The following is a 20,147-nucleotide window of genomic DNA, read 5'->3' as shown; positions in this document are numbered from 1 at the left end:
GCTCCATCAGAGGCTTACTCTGTAAAAAAATGAAGCCAACATCTCCCGGTTGATAGACCGGATGTTGGCTTTCATCATTATTAGCTGTCCAAGTTGCTTTCTGATGAGTCTAAATTAACGAAAGGGGAGAACTGTTTGCGATATTGACCTGGTGTGTAGCCTGTCTCTTTCTTAAACTTGCGGATGAAGTTCGGCGCATCCATGTATCCGACGTTCGTAATGATGTTCTTGATCGACTCCTGAGTTGTCTTGAGCTGTAACTTCGCTTCTTCCATCCTCTTCTGCCATACATATTGGACAAAGTTAATGCCTAGCTTCTCCTTAAAGGTACGGCTGGCATGGGATGGTGAGATGCCGAATTCAAAGGCAACGGTCTCAAGACTTAGCGTATGATCCGTATAGTGCTCATCAATATAGATGATGATGCGATCGATAATCGATTGCTCCTCCTGAACTTCATTCTGCTCGGCCCGTTGACAGACATCGGAAGCAAGTTCCAGCAAGCTACTCTCCAGCTCATCCAAGGAGCTACTATGCAGCAGATGCGTCGAAATCTCCTGGACAAGAAGGTGGGAACTACCCAGTTCATCTACAGTCTTGAGAATTGTATTGAGCAGATCGAAGCAGATGCAGCGAATATATAGGGCCGATAGTCCGGAAGAGTGCAGGCTGACGAAAGCGGATTGAATAATCTGCGCCGCGACATCATAGCTGCCCTGCTTCAGACTCTGTGACAATTTCATGAGCAGATTGCTCGGAAGCCAGTACGTATGTTCAGGCAGCGTAGACAACTTGTCAAAATAATTGATAGACCCGTGATCGGTCGATCGCAGTTCAAAGGCCGAACAAGCTTCAATATAAGATTGATTAAGCTGATCAAAGCCAGTATATGCTGACCCTACACCGATCGTCGGTACAATATCGAAACCTTCAAGTAGATTGGCACGTACCGCTTCCGTAATTAACCGGATATGAGCGAACTGAGCGGACTCATCTTCCAGATCAAAGTTGATGATCAGACCAAGCTGGCCCACCCGAGATAGTTCAACACCGTATCCATGGGCGGACAGTTCCGGGAACTCAATCTGTGTCAATAGGGCGATCATTTCCTGATATTCTTGAATGTCGCTGTGCTCATCTTCATCCCAGCCGATGACCATCACGAAATAATGAGAACGGTTGAATTCAAGATTGAATGCTTCATGAAGTTCTGGCGTAAGACTCTGGGCATGGCCAAATTTGAGTAGCATGGTCAGAAAATGATGACGAGCGAATGGCTCTTGCAGATCAACCTTGGAACTGTACTCCTGCAAGGCAGTGCGAATGCGTTCAAGCTCATTGCCGGCAGTTCTATTCCCTTGATCTGAGTCGGATTTGCCTGCTGCGAAATGGGCGAGCATCGAGATCGGCTGATACTGCATTCTGGCCAGCAGGAGAGCGACGGCAATCCCGACGATGACTACGATGATGAAGAGTAGGAGCATGAAGCTGCGTATGTGAACGACACTGCTGAAAAATTGCGAGTTAGGCATGATCGTCACATAGGTCCAACCATTGGACTGTGATTTGACAGCTACGATCGAGTGAGCGACACCGCCGATGACACGTTCTTCAATACCAGGTTTGATGTCTCCTAGCAATGATTTTGTCTCTGCGCTTGATAGCACTTTTCCTTGGCGGTTGTTGACGAGCACATGCCCCTCGTTATCGATAATATACGTCTGGCCCTCGTAGCTACCTAGGATCGTGTCGACCAGATTCGATAGCTCGGATTCATTAATGAGATACATGACGGTGGCATACGGATTTGAGCTGTTCGGTGTAATAGGGATTAAGTAAACCAGCATCGACTTCTGCACTCCGTTAGAGTTGCTGACGATGTCGGTTGGTCGAATCGTTGGATACTTGGCACGGTTGAGATCAAGGAACAGGGCGTTCCTGTCCCAGGTCTTAAAGCGCAGATTGTCCGTGAACACATCGAAATTGTTCAAGCCTTTGCTGGAGTATATTTTATCGTCATTATGAAAATACAAATAAATCTCACCAATCATAGAGCTCGTTGCTTTATATTGATCCAGAGCTTGGATGGATTCGCTGTTGGTGATAGGGTCATGAACCTGGTATTTGGCAAGCCTTTTGTCATAGGATATGCGGGTAGCAATCTCGCTCAGTTCCTTAATCCGGCCGTCTATAACTACTTTTGCCTGCGTTAATTGGGCAAGGCGTGACTGTTCGATTTCCGTACGGAGACTTGTGACAGCGTTTTTATAAATCAGCACGGTCATGAATACCAAGGGAATAAGAAGTATGAATAAATAAGACCAGATATATTTCAGAAACAATTTGGATTTAAAATAGTTCAGTTTCAAAAGCTTCTGCCCCCTAATTGCTGATCATTCTGATTGCATTGTTAATGATACCAACAAATCAGAAATTTGGACATAGAACATTGGAAAAGTAAGCGTTTTTAGTAGAATCGCTGGATAATCTCATCAATAAAATACGGAGGGATAACATGAGCGATAACAAATCACCTACCGATGAATTCGAATCTGTCGTTGAACAGGGAGTTCATAATTACAGCAGTGAAGAAAGCTGGGTGAAGCCTGAGGACCCACTGCTGCTTGAGCGTCTGGAGTGGTTCAAGGACCAGAAGCTTGGCCTGATGATGCATTGGGGACCATATTCTCAGCTTGGCTTGGTAGAATCTTGGGCGCTGAGTGATGTGGATAAGGAATGGTCGCGCAATGAGATTGACTGGGATATTGATGCGGAGGAGCTCAAGCGAGAATATTTCGCATTGAACAAGACGTTTAATCCGCTGCGATTTCAGCCTGAACAGTGGGCGAGTCTCGCTGCTGACAACGGGTTTAAGTATTTGAATTTTACGACGAAGCATCATGACGGGTTCTGTATGTGGGATACGCAAACGACTGAATACCGTATTACAGGTCCAGACTGTCCGTTCCATAGCCATAAATATGCCGATATTACGAAGCAACTGTTTAATGCCTTCCGCGCCAGAGGACTTGGCATCTCCGCTTATTTCTCCAAAGCGGATTGGCATACGCCGTACTACTGGGCGCCTGGTATGCGCCTGGGAACGACCACATCACGCGGTCCAACCTACGATCCGAAGGAATATCCTTGGCTGTGGGAACAGTTTGTCCAGTTCACGCATGAGCAGATTATGGAGCTGATGACGAACTACGGCCGAATTGACGTGCTGTGGCTCGATGCCGGATGGGTGAATGATTACCGCGATCAGAACATCCGCTTAGGCGAGGTCGTGGAGAAGGCACGGCAGATCCAACCGTGGCTGCTGTCAGCAGACCGCACGGTGGGAGGTCCTTATGAGAACCTGATTACACCAGAGCAGACGTTGCCAGAACAAGCGCTTCATGTACCTTGGGAGAGCTGTATCACGATGGGGTCGGCCTTCTCATTCCGCTATGAAGATCACTATAAATCGGTTCGCGAATTGATCCATCTGTTTATCGAGATCGTGGCCAAAGGCGGCAATCTGGCTTTAAATGTCGGCCCCCAGCCGGACGGCAGGATATCGAGAACGGCGATTTCTCGTATTCAGGGAATGGGGGATTGGCTGAAGGTGTACGGGGAGGCGATTTATGGAACACGAATTTGCGAGCCTTATTCGATCGGGAACCTTCGGTTTACGCAAAAGGCAGATAAAGTGTACGCCTTCCATCTGTACAAGGATGAAGAGGCAAGGGTACCGCAGGAGATCGTACTGCCGCTGCATAGAGAAGTCAGCCGAATCGACTTGATTGGCAGCTACGACAAGCTGGAGTTCCGCCAAACTGAGCAGGGCGTTTCAATTCGTCTGCCGGATGAGGGGACAGGGGGCAAGGCCCCAATCGCCCATGTCTTTCGAATTCAATAATAGTTAGCAGATGGTTGTTCATAAATTTGATCATGCAACGAATCAGAAAGGTGATGATCTGAATGCAGCAATGGTTTGAGGACGCTAAACTAGGCATTTTTATTCACTATGGTATTTATGCGGTAGATGGTGTAGCGGAATCATGGTCTTTTTATAACGGGAGAATGTCGTATGAGCAGTACATGAAGCAATTGGAAGGCTTCACCGCTTCGCGCTTTAATGCCGATGAGTGGGTGGAACTCATAGAGAAGTCCGGGGCTAAATATGCGGTGTTGACGACGAAGCACCATGACGGGGTAGCGCTGTTTGATACGCAGTATAGCGATCTAAATGTGGTGAAGAGTACACCAGCGGGGCGCGACTTGGTCAAGGAGTATGCTGAGGCGATGCATAAGAAGGGGCTGCGTGTTGGAATGTACTATTCGCTAATCGACTGGTCACATCCGGATTATCCGAGTGTGTATGAAGGCGGCAAAGTTCCGGACGATCTTAGCAAGGTTAACCGCTTCGCAAGTCCGCTGGATGGGGTGCAGGATGATGAGAAATGGCAGAAGTTCCTAGAGTTCAATAATAATCAGCTCAAAGAAGTATTAACGAATTATGGGAAGGTGGATCTGCTCTGGTTCGACGGTGACTGGGAACGCAGCGCAGAGCAGTGGAACCTGCCTGAATTCAAGCATTATCTGAAGTCTTTTAATCCCGATTTGATCATTAATTCACGACTTCAAGGCCATGGCGATTATAAGACGCCGGAGCAAGGGCTTCCAATTACGAGACCGGAAGGCCCATGGGAGTTCTGCACCACGATCAACAGCTCCTGGGGATATGTGCCAACTGACGATAACTATAAATCGTTGAATCAAATCATCCGCATGTTCTGCGATTGCATCTCGATGGGCGGGAATATGCTGTTGGACATTGGTCCGCGAGAAGATGGAACGATCGACCAGAGACAGGTAGATATTTTACTCGGCCTCGGCGAATGGATACGCACGCATGAAGAAGCAATTTACGGTACCGAAGAAGGCATTATGACGCGATATTACCTGGGAGGAAGCACGCTGTCCAAGGATAGGAAGACGTTGTACCTGTTTGTGTACGATGATCCGAAGGAAAATGTATGCCTGAAAGGGCTGTGCAACAAGATCAAGAAAATTACAGTGCTGCATTCGGGCAAGGAGCTGACGCATGACATTCATGGCGGCGTACCTTGGTTCAACATTCCGGGAACGACCTGGATTCATCTGACGCCTGAGGATACCCATGAGCAGGTAACGGTGCTGAAGCTGGAATTTGATGAGGAAATTGAGATGTACGGGGGCTCCGGAGCTGTCGTTACACATAACTGAGGGAGGGGACAACATGAAGCTTAGTGGAGTACCTGAGCCAAGGATTGTATTTGATCCGAAGCATTATATTTGCCAGCGGGCTGAGGGACCGCTCAGCTTGGATGGGAGGCTCGACAAGCCGTTTTGGCAGAAAGCGGAGTGGACGGAGGACTTTGTAGATATTGAAGGCGACCTCCGGCCGAGACCGGCCAAGCAGACCCGTGTCAAAATGATGTGGGACGATGAATATTTCTATTTTGGCGCGGAGCTGATCGAAGACCAGATCTGGGCGACGCTGACGGAACGTGATTCGGTCATCTTCTATGATAATGACTTCGAAATTTTCATTGATCCCGATGGGGATACACATCAGTATTATGAATTCGAGATCAATGCCTTGAACACGGTATGGGATTTATTGCTGGTTAAGCCTTACCGGGATGGAGGGCCGCCAGTGAATGGCTGGGATATCGCTGGATTGAAGACGGCGGTTCATATTGACGGAGAGCTTAATCGCCCTGATGCTGAGAACCGGAAGTGGAGTGTGGAGGTGGCGATTCCGTGGAAAATCTTGAAGGAATGTGCACCGGAGACTCGTTCGCCGATCGCAGGCGAATTCTGGCGCGTCAACTTCTCCCGTGTAGAATGGCAGACTGAGGTGAAGAACGGGGAGTACAGCAAGGTGCTTAATCCAGAGACAGGCAAGCCGTTCCCTGAGGATAACTGGGTGTGGTCTCCGATGGGTATTATCAATATGCATTATCCCGAGCTATGGGGTTATGTTGTATTTGCAGATGCCAGTGGACCGAATGCATTTGTTCTGTCGCAGGATGAGCGCATCAAGTGGGAATTGCGCAGGCTCTATTATCTCCAGCGCAATTATTTCGAACAACATGGTGAATTTACGAAGGAGCTTGACTTGTTGCTTGGTGAGGATGAATGGAGTATTTCCCCGATGATAGAAACGACGCGAAGCCTGTTCCAGATAACGGCTCCGTCAACGGACGGCAAGACAATGTACTGTATCCGCGAAGATGGAAAACTGTGGAAGGAGTGAACGGAAGAAATGATGAACCAGACTTCTGTATTTTCATTGGATTCTAGGACGATGGACCTCATAGAGCGCAAATTGAGCGTGAAGCGGGAAATGGCCTGTGCCAAGGAGCATGAGCTGTTCGACGTATTCGAGCAGGACTTGACTGAAGAAGAAGCGTGGGCACTTAAGTATTTATACGCTTATATGCCTGTGAATGATATGGCGGATTATAACAGCGATTTGTTCCTGAGCTATGTGCGGCAGTCACTGGAAATCCGCAAGACAATGCCTTGGGGGAGCCGGGTGCCGGATCATCTATTCTTGCATTTTGTATTGCCTTATCGAGTGAATACGGAGAATATCGAGGATTCCCGGGGCATTCTGCACCAAGAATTGAATGAGCGCACGAGATCGCTGTCCATGGCTGATGCGATTCTGGAGACGAATTATTGGTGCCATGAGAAGGCGACCTATATTGGCAGCGACCTGCGCACAATCGCGCCGCTGTCGCTGATCCGGAACGCGCGCGGACGGTGCGGCGAGGAGTCGACGCTGGCGGTAGCTGCCCTGCGCAGCATCGGCATCCCGGCTCGCCAGGTATATACGCCGCGCTGGGCGCATTGCGACAGTAATCATGCCTGGGTTGAAGCGTGGGCCGATGGGACCTGGTATTATATCGGGGCTTGCGAACCCGAGGCCCGCTTGAATCAGGGCTGGTTCAGCCCGCCTGCCCGGAGGGCGATGCTGATCAACACACGGATTTATGCCGATTATTCGGGGCCAGAGGATATTACATTGGCCGACGAATGGTTCACCGAAATCAATTTGCTTGAAAATTATGCTCTAACGCGGACGATTACTGTCTTAGTCAAAGACGAAGAAGGCCGGCCTGTCAGCGAAGCGCAGGTGCACTTTGAGCTATATAATACAGCTGAATTTTACCCGATTGCCACGATTCCGACGAATGAACAGGGGGAAGCCGTCTTTAAGACGGGCCTTGGAGATCTATTAATTCGAGCTGTTAAGAATGGGGTATGGGGCGAGCAGAAGATAACGGTTGCGGATAGCGACCGTATCGAGATGGTTCTGGATCAGATGGAGCAGCCAAACGGAACACATGATCTAGACATGGTCCCGCCGCCAGAGCGAGAAGGTGAGACTGTCCAAGCATTAAGCGAGGAACGCATTCAGCAGCATAACCGCTGTCTGGAAGCAGGAACGAAGATTCGCACATCGTTCGAGGATACGTTCATGACCGAAGAGGCTGCATCGGAACTGGCTGCTGAGGTAGGGCTGCCTACGGAACGGGTATGGAATATATTGTGTAAGGCACGCGGCAACAGCCACGAGATCGCTGCTTTTCTTCGCGAACAATCGAGAGAACTTGGGGAGTGGCCGCTGCGCTTGCTAGAGAGCCTGAATGAGAAGGATCTGGTGGATACCTTCCATGATACGCTGACGGATCATTTACATGCTTCTTTGGCTGTGCGTGGGGAACTTGCAGAGGATGTGTTTACGCAGTATGTATTATGTCCGCGTGTGCTGCATGAAATGATCGTTCCATATAAGCATTTCTTCCAGGAAGCTTTCACGAGTGAAGAAGCGGAGGCGTTCAAGGCTGATCCAGCCGTGCTGGCTCGTCGTCTTGACGAGCTATACAGTCGACGCGAGGACCTGCCGAACCTGAAGGGCAAAGGTAATCCCGTGGGAACCTTCAAGCTCATGGCTGGCGACCCTGTCTCGCTGGATATCTTATTCGTTGCGATCTGCCGCAGCTTAGGTGTTCCAGCACGATTGCATCCAAGCGAGCAGAAGCCGCAGTATATGGCATGTGGCGTCTGGATAAATGCTGTCCTGGATGCATCGGTTCCACGCGAAGAAGCGGCCAAGTCCTGGGGCAAGATCAGACTGCTTAAGGATGTGCATGCTTCTGATGATGCCCCGGATGCTTCCTACTTCGAGAATTTCTCATTTGCAAGATTAGAGCATGGGGTATATAAGACGCTTCTCTTCGCCGAGGGGAAGAGGGATGTGTACGATCAGCCGTTTGAAGTAGAGCTGGGCTCATACCGGATGACCACAGGCGTTCGTCTGAAGGATGGAACGGTCCAGGTACGCTTCAATTATTTCTTGGTGCGTGCCGGGGAGGAGACGGATGTTGTGTTAACATTCCGACACGCGGAGCATGAAATTCCGGTGCTGGGAACGCTGGATCGTCAAGCGATGTTGACGAGGCTGGATGGTGCAGGCTGCCAGCTCGGCGAGCTGATCGGCGGCCGCGGTGCACTGGTTGCCTGGATCGAACCGGAGCGCGAACCAACCAAGCATCTGTTCCGTGAAATCGGAGAATTGACTACCGCATTCACGGAACTTGATGCTCCCATCGTATTGATCATCGGCGATGCCGAGTGGAGCGCCTCCTTTGATCCGTCTGATTATCCACAGCTGCCGAAGTCGACTCTGTTTATCCGCGATGCTTCCTATGCTGCATTATCGGACATCATCTCGCACTCCACGGTACATGAAGCCGGCTTCCCGCACTTGTTCGTGCTGGATGAAGCAGATCAGATCCGTTACACAGCCTCGGGATACAAGATCGGTACTGGGAAGGAATCGTTGCAAGTGTTATCGGCAATCCGGCAATAATCTAGTGAATGGAGTGAAGAATAGATGACTAAGCGCAGCTACATCGTCGCCGGCTATGCCGTCGATGCTCATCTCCCCGATATTGCTCAAGAAGATCTGACGAAGCTGACACACCTTAACATAGCTTTTGGTCAGGTGATTGATCATCGGATTTCCACCGCTCATCTGCACAACCTGGGAATACTGGAGGAGATCAAGAGCAATTATCCTCATTTAAGCCTTCTGTTATCTGTCGGTGGGTGGAGTGCTGGCGGGTTTTCGGAAGCGGCCGCGACTGAGGCGGGAAGATTACAGATGGCCGAATCAGCGGAACGTATCTTGACGGAGTATCCGTTGGACGGGATTGATCTGGATTGGGAGTACCCTTGCTATGGTGAAGCCGAAATTGCTGCCAGTCCGGAGGACAAGACGAATTTTACATTGCTCCTTAAGACAATGCGGGAAGCGCTTGATGCCAAAGGGGTACAGGACGGTCGCCACTATATGCTAACCATCGCTGCTGGGGCTGATCAATATTATGTGGACGGCACAGAGATGGATCAGGTACAGCAATACCTTGATTTCATACAGTTAATGACCTATGATATGCGCGGCGGTTTCCAGGTGCTGACCGGGCACCATACAAATTTGTATACATCGACAGGGGATTTATTCCGTATTAGTACGGATGCCTCCGTGAATCTGTTCCTGAGCGCTGGCGTGCCGAGAGAGAAGATCGTGATTGGGGCTGCTTTTTACTCTCGGATGTGGAATCAGGTGCCGGACCGCAACCATGGTCTTCATCAAATGGCCGGCACAACGGGCGGGTATGGTCCGGATTACACGGCCTTAGTTAAGGACTACATCAACAAGAACGGTTACACTCGCTATTGGGATGAAGAAGCACTGGCGCCATACCTTTTCAATGGGTCCAGCTTCATATCTTATGAAGATGAAGAGTCGATTGGTCATAAATGCACCTATGTGAAGGAGAACGGACTTTCAGGCGTAATGTTCTGGGAGTATAGCTGCGATAACACCCATCGTTTGCTGGATGCGATGTATCGCGGACTTTAATAATTATCTTATAATATGAGAAGGCTGAGGGTTAACGGCATGATCCGCATGTTGCGGATCTATCCTGATTACAGGCACGCTTGCCGCCCATGGCCTTCTTTTGTTATGGTTGGCGTTCGATTGTAATGAAAACTGTCGATAAACCCTTCAGAGTTGTGTTACCCTATAACTATATCAAATAACGTGGCAAAATTTAGATAGATTGAGCGCTGAGTTGAGTGTTGATAGCGTTTGGTATTTTCCAATGAAAGTGTGGTAGCCGGAGGCAATGAAGGATATTAAAATTATCGATGTGGCGAAGCGGGCGAATGTATCGCCGGCCACAGTGTCGCGCGTATTGAACGGGAGCAAGCTGGTGAATGCCAAGACAGAACAGCGGGTCATGCAGGTCATTCGGGAGATGGAGTATATCCCCAACAATATGGGCAAGCAGCTGCGCAGTCGCAAGACGATGACACTAGCGGTTGTAGTCTCGGATGTACTCGTCTCTTACTATGCGGAGATTATTAAAGGGATCGAGAACATGGCGAACTCTCTCCATTATAGAGTGCTGATCTGCGATGCTCAGAATCAGAGGGCGAAGGAGCTGGAGTTCCTATCATTTTTGATCAATCATACGGTAGACGCTCTAATTATGGTCACCCCCAGTCTCTCAGATGAGGAATTAAGTTCTTATGCAGAGGATGGTTACCGTCTTGCTGTAATTGGGCGGGAGGTGGGGCATCCGATGATTCCGTGCTCATTCACAGACAACATTACATTGGCCAGAGATGTTATATTCCATCTGACCGAACAAGGACATCGTAAAATTGCCTTTCTGAGCGGTTACTCGGAAGCTACCGACAGTATCAAACGGTTGGAAGGATTCATCCAAGCTCTTGAAGAGGCGGGTATTCCATTTGAACAGGGTTTGGTGGAGAACGGTGACTTTTCAGAGGATGGCGGATATGAGGCGTTCAAGAGACTGCGGAGTCAGCGAGAGGATTTCACCGCAGTATTTGCTGCCAATGATGAGATGGCGCTTGGCGTATATAAGGCCTGTGCCGAGATGGGTATATCGATCCCTGAGCAATTGGCAGTCGTAGGCGTAGACAATATTCGTCTGACGAACTATGTTGTGCCGAGAATCAGCTCGATGGAGCAGCCTCTATACATGATGGGGTCGGTGCTGGCTGAGAAATTAATTGATCAGATTAATGACAACAGGTTGGCCGATCAGAGACTTTTTGTGTTGAATGCAGAGTTGGTTGTTAAGGAATCATCACTTAGGAAAATATCGAATTAATTTTTGGACGCTATCCTTCATAAAAGGTACATAAAGATGAAGCTATCTCAACTCGGGGATGGCTTCATTTTTTTACATATTCAAATTAAAAATGGGGCTTGCCTATATTTTTATATATGACATACTATTTATTGATTATTCGGTTAATGTTGTGTATTATATATTTATCTCTTGGGAATACATATCCGAATAACTGCTATTGGGATATATATACTACGATAAGAGTGTCATATTAGGTAATGTTAGCATTCGGAAATGGAGGGAACCTGTGATTGAACTGACATCTCGTCAATTAGAAATAATCGATATCGTGAAGAAGAGGGCTCCGATCACCGGTGAACAAATAGCGGAGAGCCTGAATCTGAGCAGGCCGACGATTCGAAGCGACCTCTCCATTCTAGTCATGCTTGAATATATCGATGCGAAACCGAAGGTAGGGTATTTCCCCGGTAAGAAGGCTGTGGCCCGGCTATCAGGAGGGTATTTACTGAAGGAGACCAAGGTCAAGGATATCCAGAGTAATCCGATTATTATCCGTGAGGCTACGACAATTCAAGATGCTGTTGTGACCCTGTTCCTGCAGGATGTGGGCACTCTTATGATCTGTGATGCTGACGGCAAGTTAGCCGGAGTTGCGTCACGCAAGGATTTTCTTAAGGTTACGTTAGGAAATCCTGCTGCGGCATCGATGCCTGTAAGCATGGTAATGACCAGACAGTCCAAGGTAGTCACAGTGTCTCCTGAGGACTCGGTGCTCGATGCGGCGCATAAGATGATTTTCTATGAAGTGGATAGCTTACCTGTTGTCGTTCAGAGTGAGAAGGGGCAGGAAGGTACAGGACCTGACTTAGTGGGTAGATTGACCAAAGCCTCAATCATTAAATGTATATTAGAAGTAGAAGCCAATGGATAATGGGTGAGACCGGGGGGAAGAAGGAGAATGGAGCAAGCTTCGCATTATGTTACGATTGTCTCTGATTCAATCGGGGATACGGCGGATGCCGTCGTTCAGGCTGTAATACATCAGTTCCAGAATCAGCGCGTTACCATTCGCCGTTACGGCAATGTAAGAAGCGAGGATGAACTGCGGAAGCTGATGGAGGAGACGGCCCCGCTTAACGGATTCGTCGCTTATACTCTTGTTCAACCCGAGCTGAGGGAGATGATTCGGGAAGAAGCTGTCCGCCTGGACCTGAGGATCGTCGATATTATGGGGCCGATGATGCAGGCATTTATCGATACCTTTGATGATTCGCCGCAGGAGCGGCCAGGTCTGTTGCATCAGCTTGATGATAAGTATTTTCGCAGAATGGAGGCGATCGAATTTACGGTCGCCTGTGATGATGGACGTGATCTTGGAGCGATGCTGAAGGCGGATATCGTGCTGCTTGGGATGTCACGGACTTCGAAGACGCCACTCAGTATTTTTCTGGCTCATCGGGGCAAGAAAGTGGTTAATTATGCGGTTGTTCCGGAAGTTGGACCACCGCAGGAACTGCTTAGTCTTCCTTCTAATCGGGTGATCGGATTGACGATGAAGCCGGAGTATATGCTGAAGATCCGTTCCGAGCGGCTCAAGATGCTGGGGCTGCCTGAGGGCTCCCAATACGCTAGTCTTGAGCGGATTCGCGAAGAGACAGAATATGCGATGGCACTGTACGCCAAGCTAGGCTGCCCGGTCATTGACATGACGAACAAGGCAATTGAAGAGACCGCTGGAATTATTATGGGTCACATTCCGGATTCACCGGAAGATTAATAGGGAATTAACAGAAGGAATCATATTAAATCGTTATTAACTGGGGGGAAATCAAATGGAACGGGAATTAGCTTTGGAGATCGTACGTGTAACTGAAATGGGGGCTCTATCCTCCGCGTGCTTCATCGGTAGAGGCGATAAGAATGCTGCTGATCAGGCTGCTACCACAGCTATTCGTTCCATGTTCGATTCCGTATCGATTGACGGGACGGTGGTCATCGGTGAAGGTGAGATGGATGATGCACCTATGCTCTATATCGGCGAGAAGGTAGGGAACAAGCAAGGACCTTCCGTAGATGTGGCGGTTGATCCGCTGGAGGGGACCGAGGTTGTCGCCCGCGGTCTGGAGAATGCACAATCTGTTATCGCGATCGCGGATAGAGGGAGCCTTCTGCACGCTCCTGACATTTATATGGAGAAGCTGGCTTGTGGTCCGCAGTTGGCCGGCAAGCTAAGTCTTGAAGATCCAGTAGATGTTACCTTGCAGAAAGCCAGCCAGATTACGGGCAAGGCAATATCCGAGCTTAAGATTATGGTGCTCGACCGTGAACGTCATCAAGGATTGATCAACAGTCTGCGTCAAGCGGGCGTACGCGTGAAGCTGCTCGATCATGGCGATATAGCCGGAGCGATAGCTACTGCGCTGCCTGACAATGAAGTGGATCTGTACATGGGCTCCGGCGGTGCGCCCGAAGGGGTGCTGGCCGCTGCAGCTCTCAAATGTCTTGGTGGGGAGATGCAGGGCCGACTCCTGCCGCAGGGGCCGTTTGAGCTGCAGCGTTGTCATATGATGGGGCTTGACGATCCGCTGCGGGTCCTGCACATGGAGGATATGGTCGGTACTGGCGATGTGATCTTCGCGGCAACCGGCGTAAGTACCGGTGAATTTCTGACTGGGGTACGATTTATCGGCAATGATCGGGCCGAGACTCATTCGGTTATTATGCGGGCGCAGAGTCGTACGATCCGGTATATCCGTAGCATTCATTACCTGCCAAGCAAGGGCATTGATTTGGGTGTGGGCTTCAGACATGCTGAAGCCATGTAGCAACAAGCGGCCGATTCCGGCCGAAGTATCTTTTCCAATGTAATTGTTATTTTGTTTTAAACTCCGTTTATTTGCGGAGGAGCTTGACTGCTTCTAGTCAGGTTCCTCCGATTTTTTTTGTATAGCACGAAATTTATCTAAAAGTTGAAGTATGTGATTTAGTTTATTTGTACAATAAGATGGAACATATTATAATTAGAATGGTTTTCAGTATGCAGATGGACCGTGTTAGATCTATCAACGTTGTGGAGGCAGGCCATTGATTGAACTTGAGCAGGACCGTAACCAGTTCCCGCGCGAGCCGTTAAGGCTAATGAGCCGGGTGTATAAGTTTATACTTCCGGATGTTCGTAAGGAATTGGAAGGTTGGAGGAAGGTCGCAGGGGAGATTCCTGATCCAGAGCTGAGAAAGCAGGCGCTGGCCAGCATTCAGACAAAGGAATTTCATTGTCAGGGTGGGGCAGTATATGCAGCGGCGAATTTGCCGAAACGACATATTTTAATTCCATTGATTGTTGCTTTTCAAACGATCAGCGATTATTTAGATAATTTATGTGATCGAAGTACTTCAATGAATGCTGACGATTTTCGTTTATTGCATCAAAGCATGCTGGACGCAGTGAATCCGGAGACTGAGCTTGAAGATTATTATGCTTTGCGTGAAGAGAAGGATGATCGGGGGTATTTGCACCAGCTTGTCCAGACTTGCCGGGACAATATCGCTTTACTGCCGGGATATTATGCGGCTAAGCCCTATATTCAGGATCTCGTCGGACTGTATACCGATCTTCAGGTTTACAAGCATATTAAGCCGAGTCTTCGTGAAGATGCCCTTATCCAGTGGTGGGATCAACACAAGGAACGTACCCCTCATTTACAGTGGAACGAATTCGCTGCAGCCACTGGCTCGACATTAGGGGTATTTATGCTTTTTCTGGCAGCGAGTAACGAGGAGTTAGATCGAGGCAGCGCCGAGACAATTCGCGATGCTTACTTCCCGCATGTTTGTGGTCTACATATTATGCTTGATTATTTGATTGATCAGGAGGAAGATGAGATTGGCGGGGATCTGAATTTCTGCAGTTACTATGACAGCAAGGAAATAATGCTGGAGCGGATAGCTTACATTGTAGAGGGTGCTCGCCATGACATTAAGAAGCTTCCTGCATCGTCATTTCATCGAATGATTATCGAAGGATTGCTGGCGCTGTATTTATCAGATCCTAAGGTAAGCCAGCAGCAGGAAATCTATGATGTTTCTAAGCGTTTGATGAAAAGGAGCCCACTGATGAGGCTGTTCTTCTTCGCCAATAGTAAGTGGATCCGCAAACGCCTGTAATTTACGCATTAGAGAGGTTATTTAAAGTTTTATTAATTATTAGGAGGAAATCATCATGTCAGCAGTTAAAAAAATCGCAGTCCTAACCAGTGGTGGAGATTCCCAGGGCATGAACGCAGCAGTACGCGCCGTTGTACGCAGTGGATTGTATTATGGCTTGGAGGTATTCGGAGTTCAAAGAGGGTATCAAGGCCTCTTGAATAATGATATTTTCTCCATGGACATTCGCAGCGTCGGTGATATCATTCAACGCGGTGGCACCATTCTTCAATCGGCGCGCTGTCTGGAATTCAGAACGCCTGAAGGTCAACAGAAGGGTGCGCAAATTTTACGCGATCGCGGAATCGACGGCCTGGTCGTTATCGGCGGCGACGGCTCCTATCAAGGTGCTGAGAAGCTGAGCAAGCTGGGTATTAAGACGATGGGCTTGCCAGGTACGATTGATAATGATATTTCGTTCACCGACTATACCATCGGTTTTGATACTGCGGTAGGGATTGTCGTTGATGCTGTCAACAAACTGCGTGACACGATGTCTTCCCATGAACGTGCTTCGGTAGTTGAAGTTATGGGTCGTCATTCTGGCGACATCGCTCTCTATTCCGGTCTGGCTTCTGGCGCTGAGACGATTCTCGTTCCTGAAGTACCGTTCGACTTGAACGAAGTAGCTGACCGTATGAGACAGAACTTTGACAATGGCAAGAGACATAGCATCGTTATCGTTGCTGAAGGAGTGGGCAAAGGCGAAGAAGTGGTTGAAGCGATCAAGAAACGCCAGCCATCCTTGGAGCCACGAGCAACAGTGCTTGGACATATTCAACGTGGCGGATGCCCGACTCCATTCGACCGCAACCTGGCGAGCAGACTTGGTGATTTCGCTGTACGCAGCCTGATTGCTGGCGAATCGAACAAGGCCTGCGGCATGATCGGCGGCGAGATGGTATTGACTGACATTGAGAAAGTTGTAGCGACCAAGAAGCCGTTTGACATGAAAATGTACGAATTGGCTTCCCGCTTGTCTCAATAAGCTCCAAAATTTACTTCTATAATTGAGGCCTCTGAGGTATTCAACTATAAAAAAACACGAGGTTCCGTATAAGGAATCTCGTGTTTTTGATTATTTCCGCTTCTAGCGAAACTGACAATCGTTATTCGGGGCAAGGAGGACTATAAAAAAATCTAACGAAACAGGATATCGTTATTTAGCAAAATTTGCAGAGGTAGGCTGTTGTTTCGCCTAAATAACGATATGGAGTTTCGTTAGAGTTAAACGAGCCCCATTTTCGCGTAAATAGCGTGTCATAGTTTCGTTAGAGTTAGAAAATGGAAATCGACCGCCAGCTCGGATCATTTCATCTAGTTTTCCTAAGTTGCTAAAAAATCCGCTGCTACTTGCGCAGTAGAAGTAAACCTATTCAGGCTTTTTCCGTAGAAAGCTTATCGATTGCTGCCAGAATATCCTCGGTAGAGGGAAGGCCCTTCTCCGCGAAGGCGATTCTGCCTTCCAGGTTGATGACGAATACGGTTCGCTGCTGGGTCAGGAAGCCGAGCGACTTGCCTACTCCATAGAGACGGCGGATGGCCCCGCCTTCGTCCACAACCAGCGGGAAGCGGTAGCCTTGCCTGGCAGCAAATTTCTCGTGGCTGTCCTTGGAGGCGGGATTCACACCTAGTACAGCGGCTCCTCTCTCGGCATATTCTGACTCGGCATCACGTACAGCACAGAGCTGCTTCGTACATCCCGGTGTCTCGTCCATCGGATAGAAAATAAGTACAATTGGCTTCTGTCCAAGCAAATCTGTAAGATCGATGCTGCCTTGTGTACTGTCTGCCTGGAAGAGAGGGGCTTGTTCACCCGGTTTCAGCATAGAGAACACTCCTTCATGATCCATGTGATTGTTCAACCTGTATCATTCGTTGTGCAATTTTTCGCTGTACGACATAGAGACGGTGAAGCAGAAGCACAGCAGCGGCAGCAAGTCCAGAGATCAGTCCGATCCAGTAGCCGTATGGACCGAGAGTTGTATATTTGGCCAGAACGATTCCAAGCGGCAAACCGATGATCCAATAGGCTAGCAGACTAATCCAGAATGCCGGATTCACATCTTTATAACCGCGCAATGCGCCTTGAGTAGGTGTGGCAATGGCGTCGGAAATCTGGAAGAATATAGCGTAGACTAGAAAATGAGTAATCAATGTAATAACAGCCTTATCACTGGAGTACAGCCCTGCGACACCGTTGCGGAACAGCATCAGCAGCATAGCGGTGATGAGCGATAATCCAATCGCGGTGCTGATCCCGATGACAGCGTATTGTTTGGCATCCTTGAGCCGGGCCGCCCCCGTCTCGAATCCGACCAAGATGGTAAGCGCCAGACAAATACTCAACGGAAGCATATACAAGGTAGAAGCAAAGTTGTTGGCCGCTTGATGGGCGGCGATCGTCAACGTATCGAAGCGACTCATTAATAATGTAACCGCCGCAAATACCGCTGTCTCAAAAAACATCGAGAAGCCAATCGGTACGCCGAGCTTCATCAGTTCCTTCCACTTCTCCAGTGAAATACGGTGCAGCTTGCCGAATACTCGGTACGAAGCGAACGGCTGAGCCTTATGCGCGATCCAAAGAGCGATCAGGAAGATGCACCAATAAGTAAAGGCCGAGGCAATGCCTGAACCGATCCCGCCCAATCGCGGAAAACCGAGCCTTCCAAAGATGAGCAAGTATCCAGCTCCGATATTCAAGGGCAGGGAGATCAGGGATATAACCATGGACACACGGGTTTGTCCCAAAGCATCAATAAATGAACGAATGACAATGTATCCAAATAAGGGCAATATACCGGTTGATATCGAAACGAGATAATAGAATGCGACATGATGTACTTTGGGCTCTAATCCCATTTTATTCAAAATAGGAGAAATTAGAAATCCCCCAGCAATGAGCACAACGATTCCGACCGCAATTGCGAGCCACAAGGCTTGCATGACATTGTAGCCAACCTTGTCCGGTTTGCCTCCCCCGATGAGCTGAGATACGATCGGAGTGATCCCCATCAGCACGCCGCTTAAGCCGGTCTGGACTGGAACCCAGAGACTTGCGCCGATGGCGGTTCCCGCCAAGTCGGCGGGACTGGCATGGCCGGACATAATCGTGTCGAAGAAGGTCATTAATGACATCGTAATCTGCGTAACTAGAATCGGGATAAGAATATGCAGAAACTGCATGTATTTTTGCTTTAAAGTATAAGTTTCCTTCATTCTCAAGACCCCATTTCATGGCAGCAAGCAATAAGTAAGGTAGTAAATCTTATATGTGTTGAATGCGCAAAAAACCGTTTCCTCTGCTATCAAGCAAAAGAAACGGCTTGGTGATGCAGTTACATTTCATTCTAATGAAGAAATGCTGAATTTTGATGCTCACATATGCTGTACTGGATAATCTCCATCGCATCTTCCGGTTCCAAAATGGTCAGACCATCGCGGAGGATGATCATGGAGTTAAGCTCCTTTTGATCCAAGAAAGGCAGCATATCCGGAAACCATTTTCTAACAATTTGTGCCAGTTTTACCGTTTCCATTTCCACTTCAATCACCCTTTCCTCCTAGAATCATTCTAATTACGAATCATTCAAAATCGGAAAAGCACGAGCTTATGAAATCAGGTAAAGCGAAGGCAGAAAAATTTATGAGATTATCTAAGGAACCGTTTGTCATTATTATAGCACATTGCTGCAAAATTGGAACGGCGTGAGCAATAGACCTGTGTCTGTTCAGCGTCTGCGGAAGGAGCCCATTACGCCTGTCGTTTCTACAATATTGACGAAGGCGGCAGGATCGGTCTGTTTAATGATTTCTTTTAATTCAGTAAGCTCGTACATGGTCGTAACGGTCATAAGCATATCTTTCTCTTTATGGGAAAATGCTCCTTCGGTCTTAATCTTTGTTACCCCTCGCGGACGAGCCAGAAGCTGCTTCAATAGCTCCTCGGTCTTATCGGTTACGATGAACAGAGTAACTTTATTATGGCTAACATGAATCATATCTAGTACTTTGCCGGTTAGATAAATGGACACCATCGAGGCAAGGGCCAAATTCCAGTTGCCGTTCAGGTAACCCATCGCCAGAATCACGATACCGTTCAAGAAGACGAGGATCGTTCCGACTGGGAAATCACGGTAACGGGTAACGGCTGAGCCGATAATGTCGAAGCCGCCGGAGGAACCGCCAACACGGAAGGAAATACCGCTGCCGAAACCGACGAGCACGCCGCCAAAGACGGCCGAGAGCAGCGTATCGGAAGCCAGAGCTCTCTCTGGAATGAGCGCCATCATCAGCGTAACTCCGGCAACGGACAGGATGCTTAGACCGATAAACCGTCTGCCCAGCAGAAATAACCCGAGGATTAGCAGCGGGACATTGTAGGCCAGATACATTGTACTTATGCTAAATGGCGTGAAGTACCCTGTCAGCATAGCCAGTCCAGATACCCCTCCGCTCAGAAGATGTTGGGGAACGAGGAACAGATTGAAGCCTGAGGCAATGAATGCCGCCCCGATCAAGATGATGACACAGTTCCTAATTTCCTTTAACACTAAAAATCCTCCTCTAATAATAAGTAGTATACCAACCTGCATTCTACTGGTATTTATGAAATGATTTATGCTATAATGTTTGAGATATTCTTGAGTAGGGATCTCTTTCCACTTTGATGGTCCATATATTCGGTGAAATGGCCAGTAGAAT

Annotated in this window: 16 protein-coding genes; 11 read left to right on the top strand and 5 right to left on the bottom strand. The window is 48.5% G+C overall.

The features are described 5' to 3' along the window. Positions 1-80: 80 nt before the first annotated feature. Entirely contained in the window at positions 81-2,369 is a 2,289-nt protein-coding gene (locus tag ABD014_RS02690; RefSeq protein WP_343857113.1) for a helix-turn-helix domain-containing protein, read from the bottom strand. Positions 2,370-2,515: 146 nt separating this feature from the next. Here ABD014_RS02690 and ABD014_RS02685 point away from each other — a divergent pair, with 146 nt between their 5' ends. The 11 genes from ABD014_RS02685 to pfkA all read left to right on the top strand — a co-directional run bounded on the left by ABD014_RS02685 (position 2,516) and on the right by pfkA (position 16,428). Continuing rightward, positions 2,516-3,904 (top strand): alpha-L-fucosidase, encoded by a 1,389-nt coding sequence (locus ABD014_RS02685; protein ID WP_343857111.1) that lies wholly within the window; start codon positions 2,516-2,518, stop codon positions 3,902-3,904. A gap of 62 nt (positions 3,905-3,966) precedes the next feature. Beyond that, entirely contained in the window at positions 3,967-5,253 is a 1,287-nt protein-coding gene (locus tag ABD014_RS02680) for an alpha-L-fucosidase (protein ID WP_343857108.1), read from the top strand. 13 nt (positions 5,254-5,266) lie between these two features. Continuing rightward, the gene (locus ABD014_RS02675) at positions 5,267-6,289 is read left to right on the top strand and encodes a carbohydrate-binding family 9-like protein (RefSeq protein WP_343857106.1); all 1,023 of its coding nucleotides are present in this window, start codon (positions 5,267-5,269) and stop codon (positions 6,287-6,289) included. 9 nt (positions 6,290-6,298) lie between these two features. Then, a complete protein-coding gene (locus tag ABD014_RS02670; RefSeq protein WP_343857103.1) occupies positions 6,299-8,914 on the top strand; it encodes a transglutaminase domain-containing protein in 2,616 nt (871 codons plus the stop codon). A gap of 24 nt (positions 8,915-8,938) precedes the next feature. After that, a complete protein-coding gene (locus ABD014_RS02665; RefSeq protein WP_343857100.1) occupies positions 8,939-9,970 on the top strand; it encodes a glycoside hydrolase family 18 protein in 1,032 nt (343 codons plus the stop codon). Between the two features lie 268 nt (positions 9,971-10,238). Further along, positions 10,239-11,255: a LacI family DNA-binding transcriptional regulator gene (locus ABD014_RS02660; RefSeq protein ID WP_343857098.1), complete on the top strand. Its 1,017-nt coding sequence runs from the start codon at positions 10,239-10,241 to the stop codon at positions 11,253-11,255. Between the two features lie 268 nt (positions 11,256-11,523). Then, positions 11,524-12,168, top strand: a complete 645-nt coding sequence (locus ABD014_RS02655) for a helix-turn-helix transcriptional regulator (RefSeq protein ID WP_343857096.1) — start codon at positions 11,524-11,526, stop codon at positions 12,166-12,168. 27 nt (positions 12,169-12,195) lie between these two features. Continuing rightward, complete coding sequence (locus ABD014_RS02650) at positions 12,196-13,014, top strand: pyruvate, water dikinase regulatory protein (protein WP_343857094.1); 819 nt, start codon at positions 12,196-12,198, stop codon at positions 13,012-13,014. 55 nt (positions 13,015-13,069) lie between these two features. Then, entirely contained in the window at positions 13,070-14,062 is a 993-nt protein-coding gene (gene glpX, locus ABD014_RS02645) for a class II fructose-bisphosphatase (RefSeq protein ID WP_343857092.1), read from the top strand. A gap of 259 nt (positions 14,063-14,321) precedes the next feature. Continuing rightward, positions 14,322-15,401: a tetraprenyl-beta-curcumene synthase family protein gene (locus ABD014_RS02640; protein WP_343857090.1), complete on the top strand. Its 1,080-nt coding sequence runs from the start codon at positions 14,322-14,324 to the stop codon at positions 15,399-15,401. Between the two features lie 55 nt (positions 15,402-15,456). After that, positions 15,457-16,428 carry a 6-phosphofructokinase gene (pfkA, locus tag ABD014_RS02635; protein ID WP_068780401.1) on the top strand — a complete coding sequence of 324 codons (972 nt, stop codon included), beginning with the start codon at positions 15,457-15,459 and terminating at the stop codon, positions 16,426-16,428. A 388-nt stretch (positions 16,429-16,816) separates the two neighbouring features. Here pfkA and ABD014_RS02630 read toward each other — a convergent pair whose 3' ends face one another. The 4 genes from ABD014_RS02630 to ABD014_RS02615 all read right to left on the bottom strand — a co-directional run bounded on the left by ABD014_RS02630 (position 16,817) and on the right by ABD014_RS02615 (position 19,996). Next, positions 16,817-17,269, bottom strand: coding sequence for a peroxiredoxin (locus ABD014_RS02630; protein WP_343857086.1), 453 nt, complete (start codon positions 17,267-17,269; stop codon positions 16,817-16,819). A 13-nt stretch (positions 17,270-17,282) separates the two neighbouring features. Then, on the bottom strand, positions 17,283-18,662 hold the full coding sequence (locus ABD014_RS02625; RefSeq protein ID WP_343857083.1) for an MATE family efflux transporter: 1,380 nt from the start codon (positions 18,660-18,662) through the stop codon (positions 17,283-17,285). A 131-nt stretch (positions 18,663-18,793) separates the two neighbouring features. Beyond that, positions 18,794-18,988, bottom strand: a complete 195-nt coding sequence (locus tag ABD014_RS02620) for a hypothetical protein (RefSeq protein WP_068780509.1) — start codon at positions 18,986-18,988, stop codon at positions 18,794-18,796. A 186-nt stretch (positions 18,989-19,174) separates the two neighbouring features. Continuing rightward, positions 19,175-19,996 carry a YitT family protein gene (locus ABD014_RS02615; protein ID WP_343857081.1) on the bottom strand — a complete coding sequence of 274 codons (822 nt, stop codon included), beginning with the start codon at positions 19,994-19,996 and terminating at the stop codon, positions 19,175-19,177. Positions 19,997-20,147 lie beyond the last annotated feature (151 nt).

It is taken from the genome of Paenibacillus motobuensis (assembly GCF_039521865.1).
Lineage (GTDB): Bacteria > Bacillota > Bacilli > Paenibacillales > Paenibacillaceae > Fontibacillus > Fontibacillus motobuensis.
Note: the sequence above shows the minus strand (reverse complement) of the source record. Positions and strands in the feature narration are given on the sequence as shown.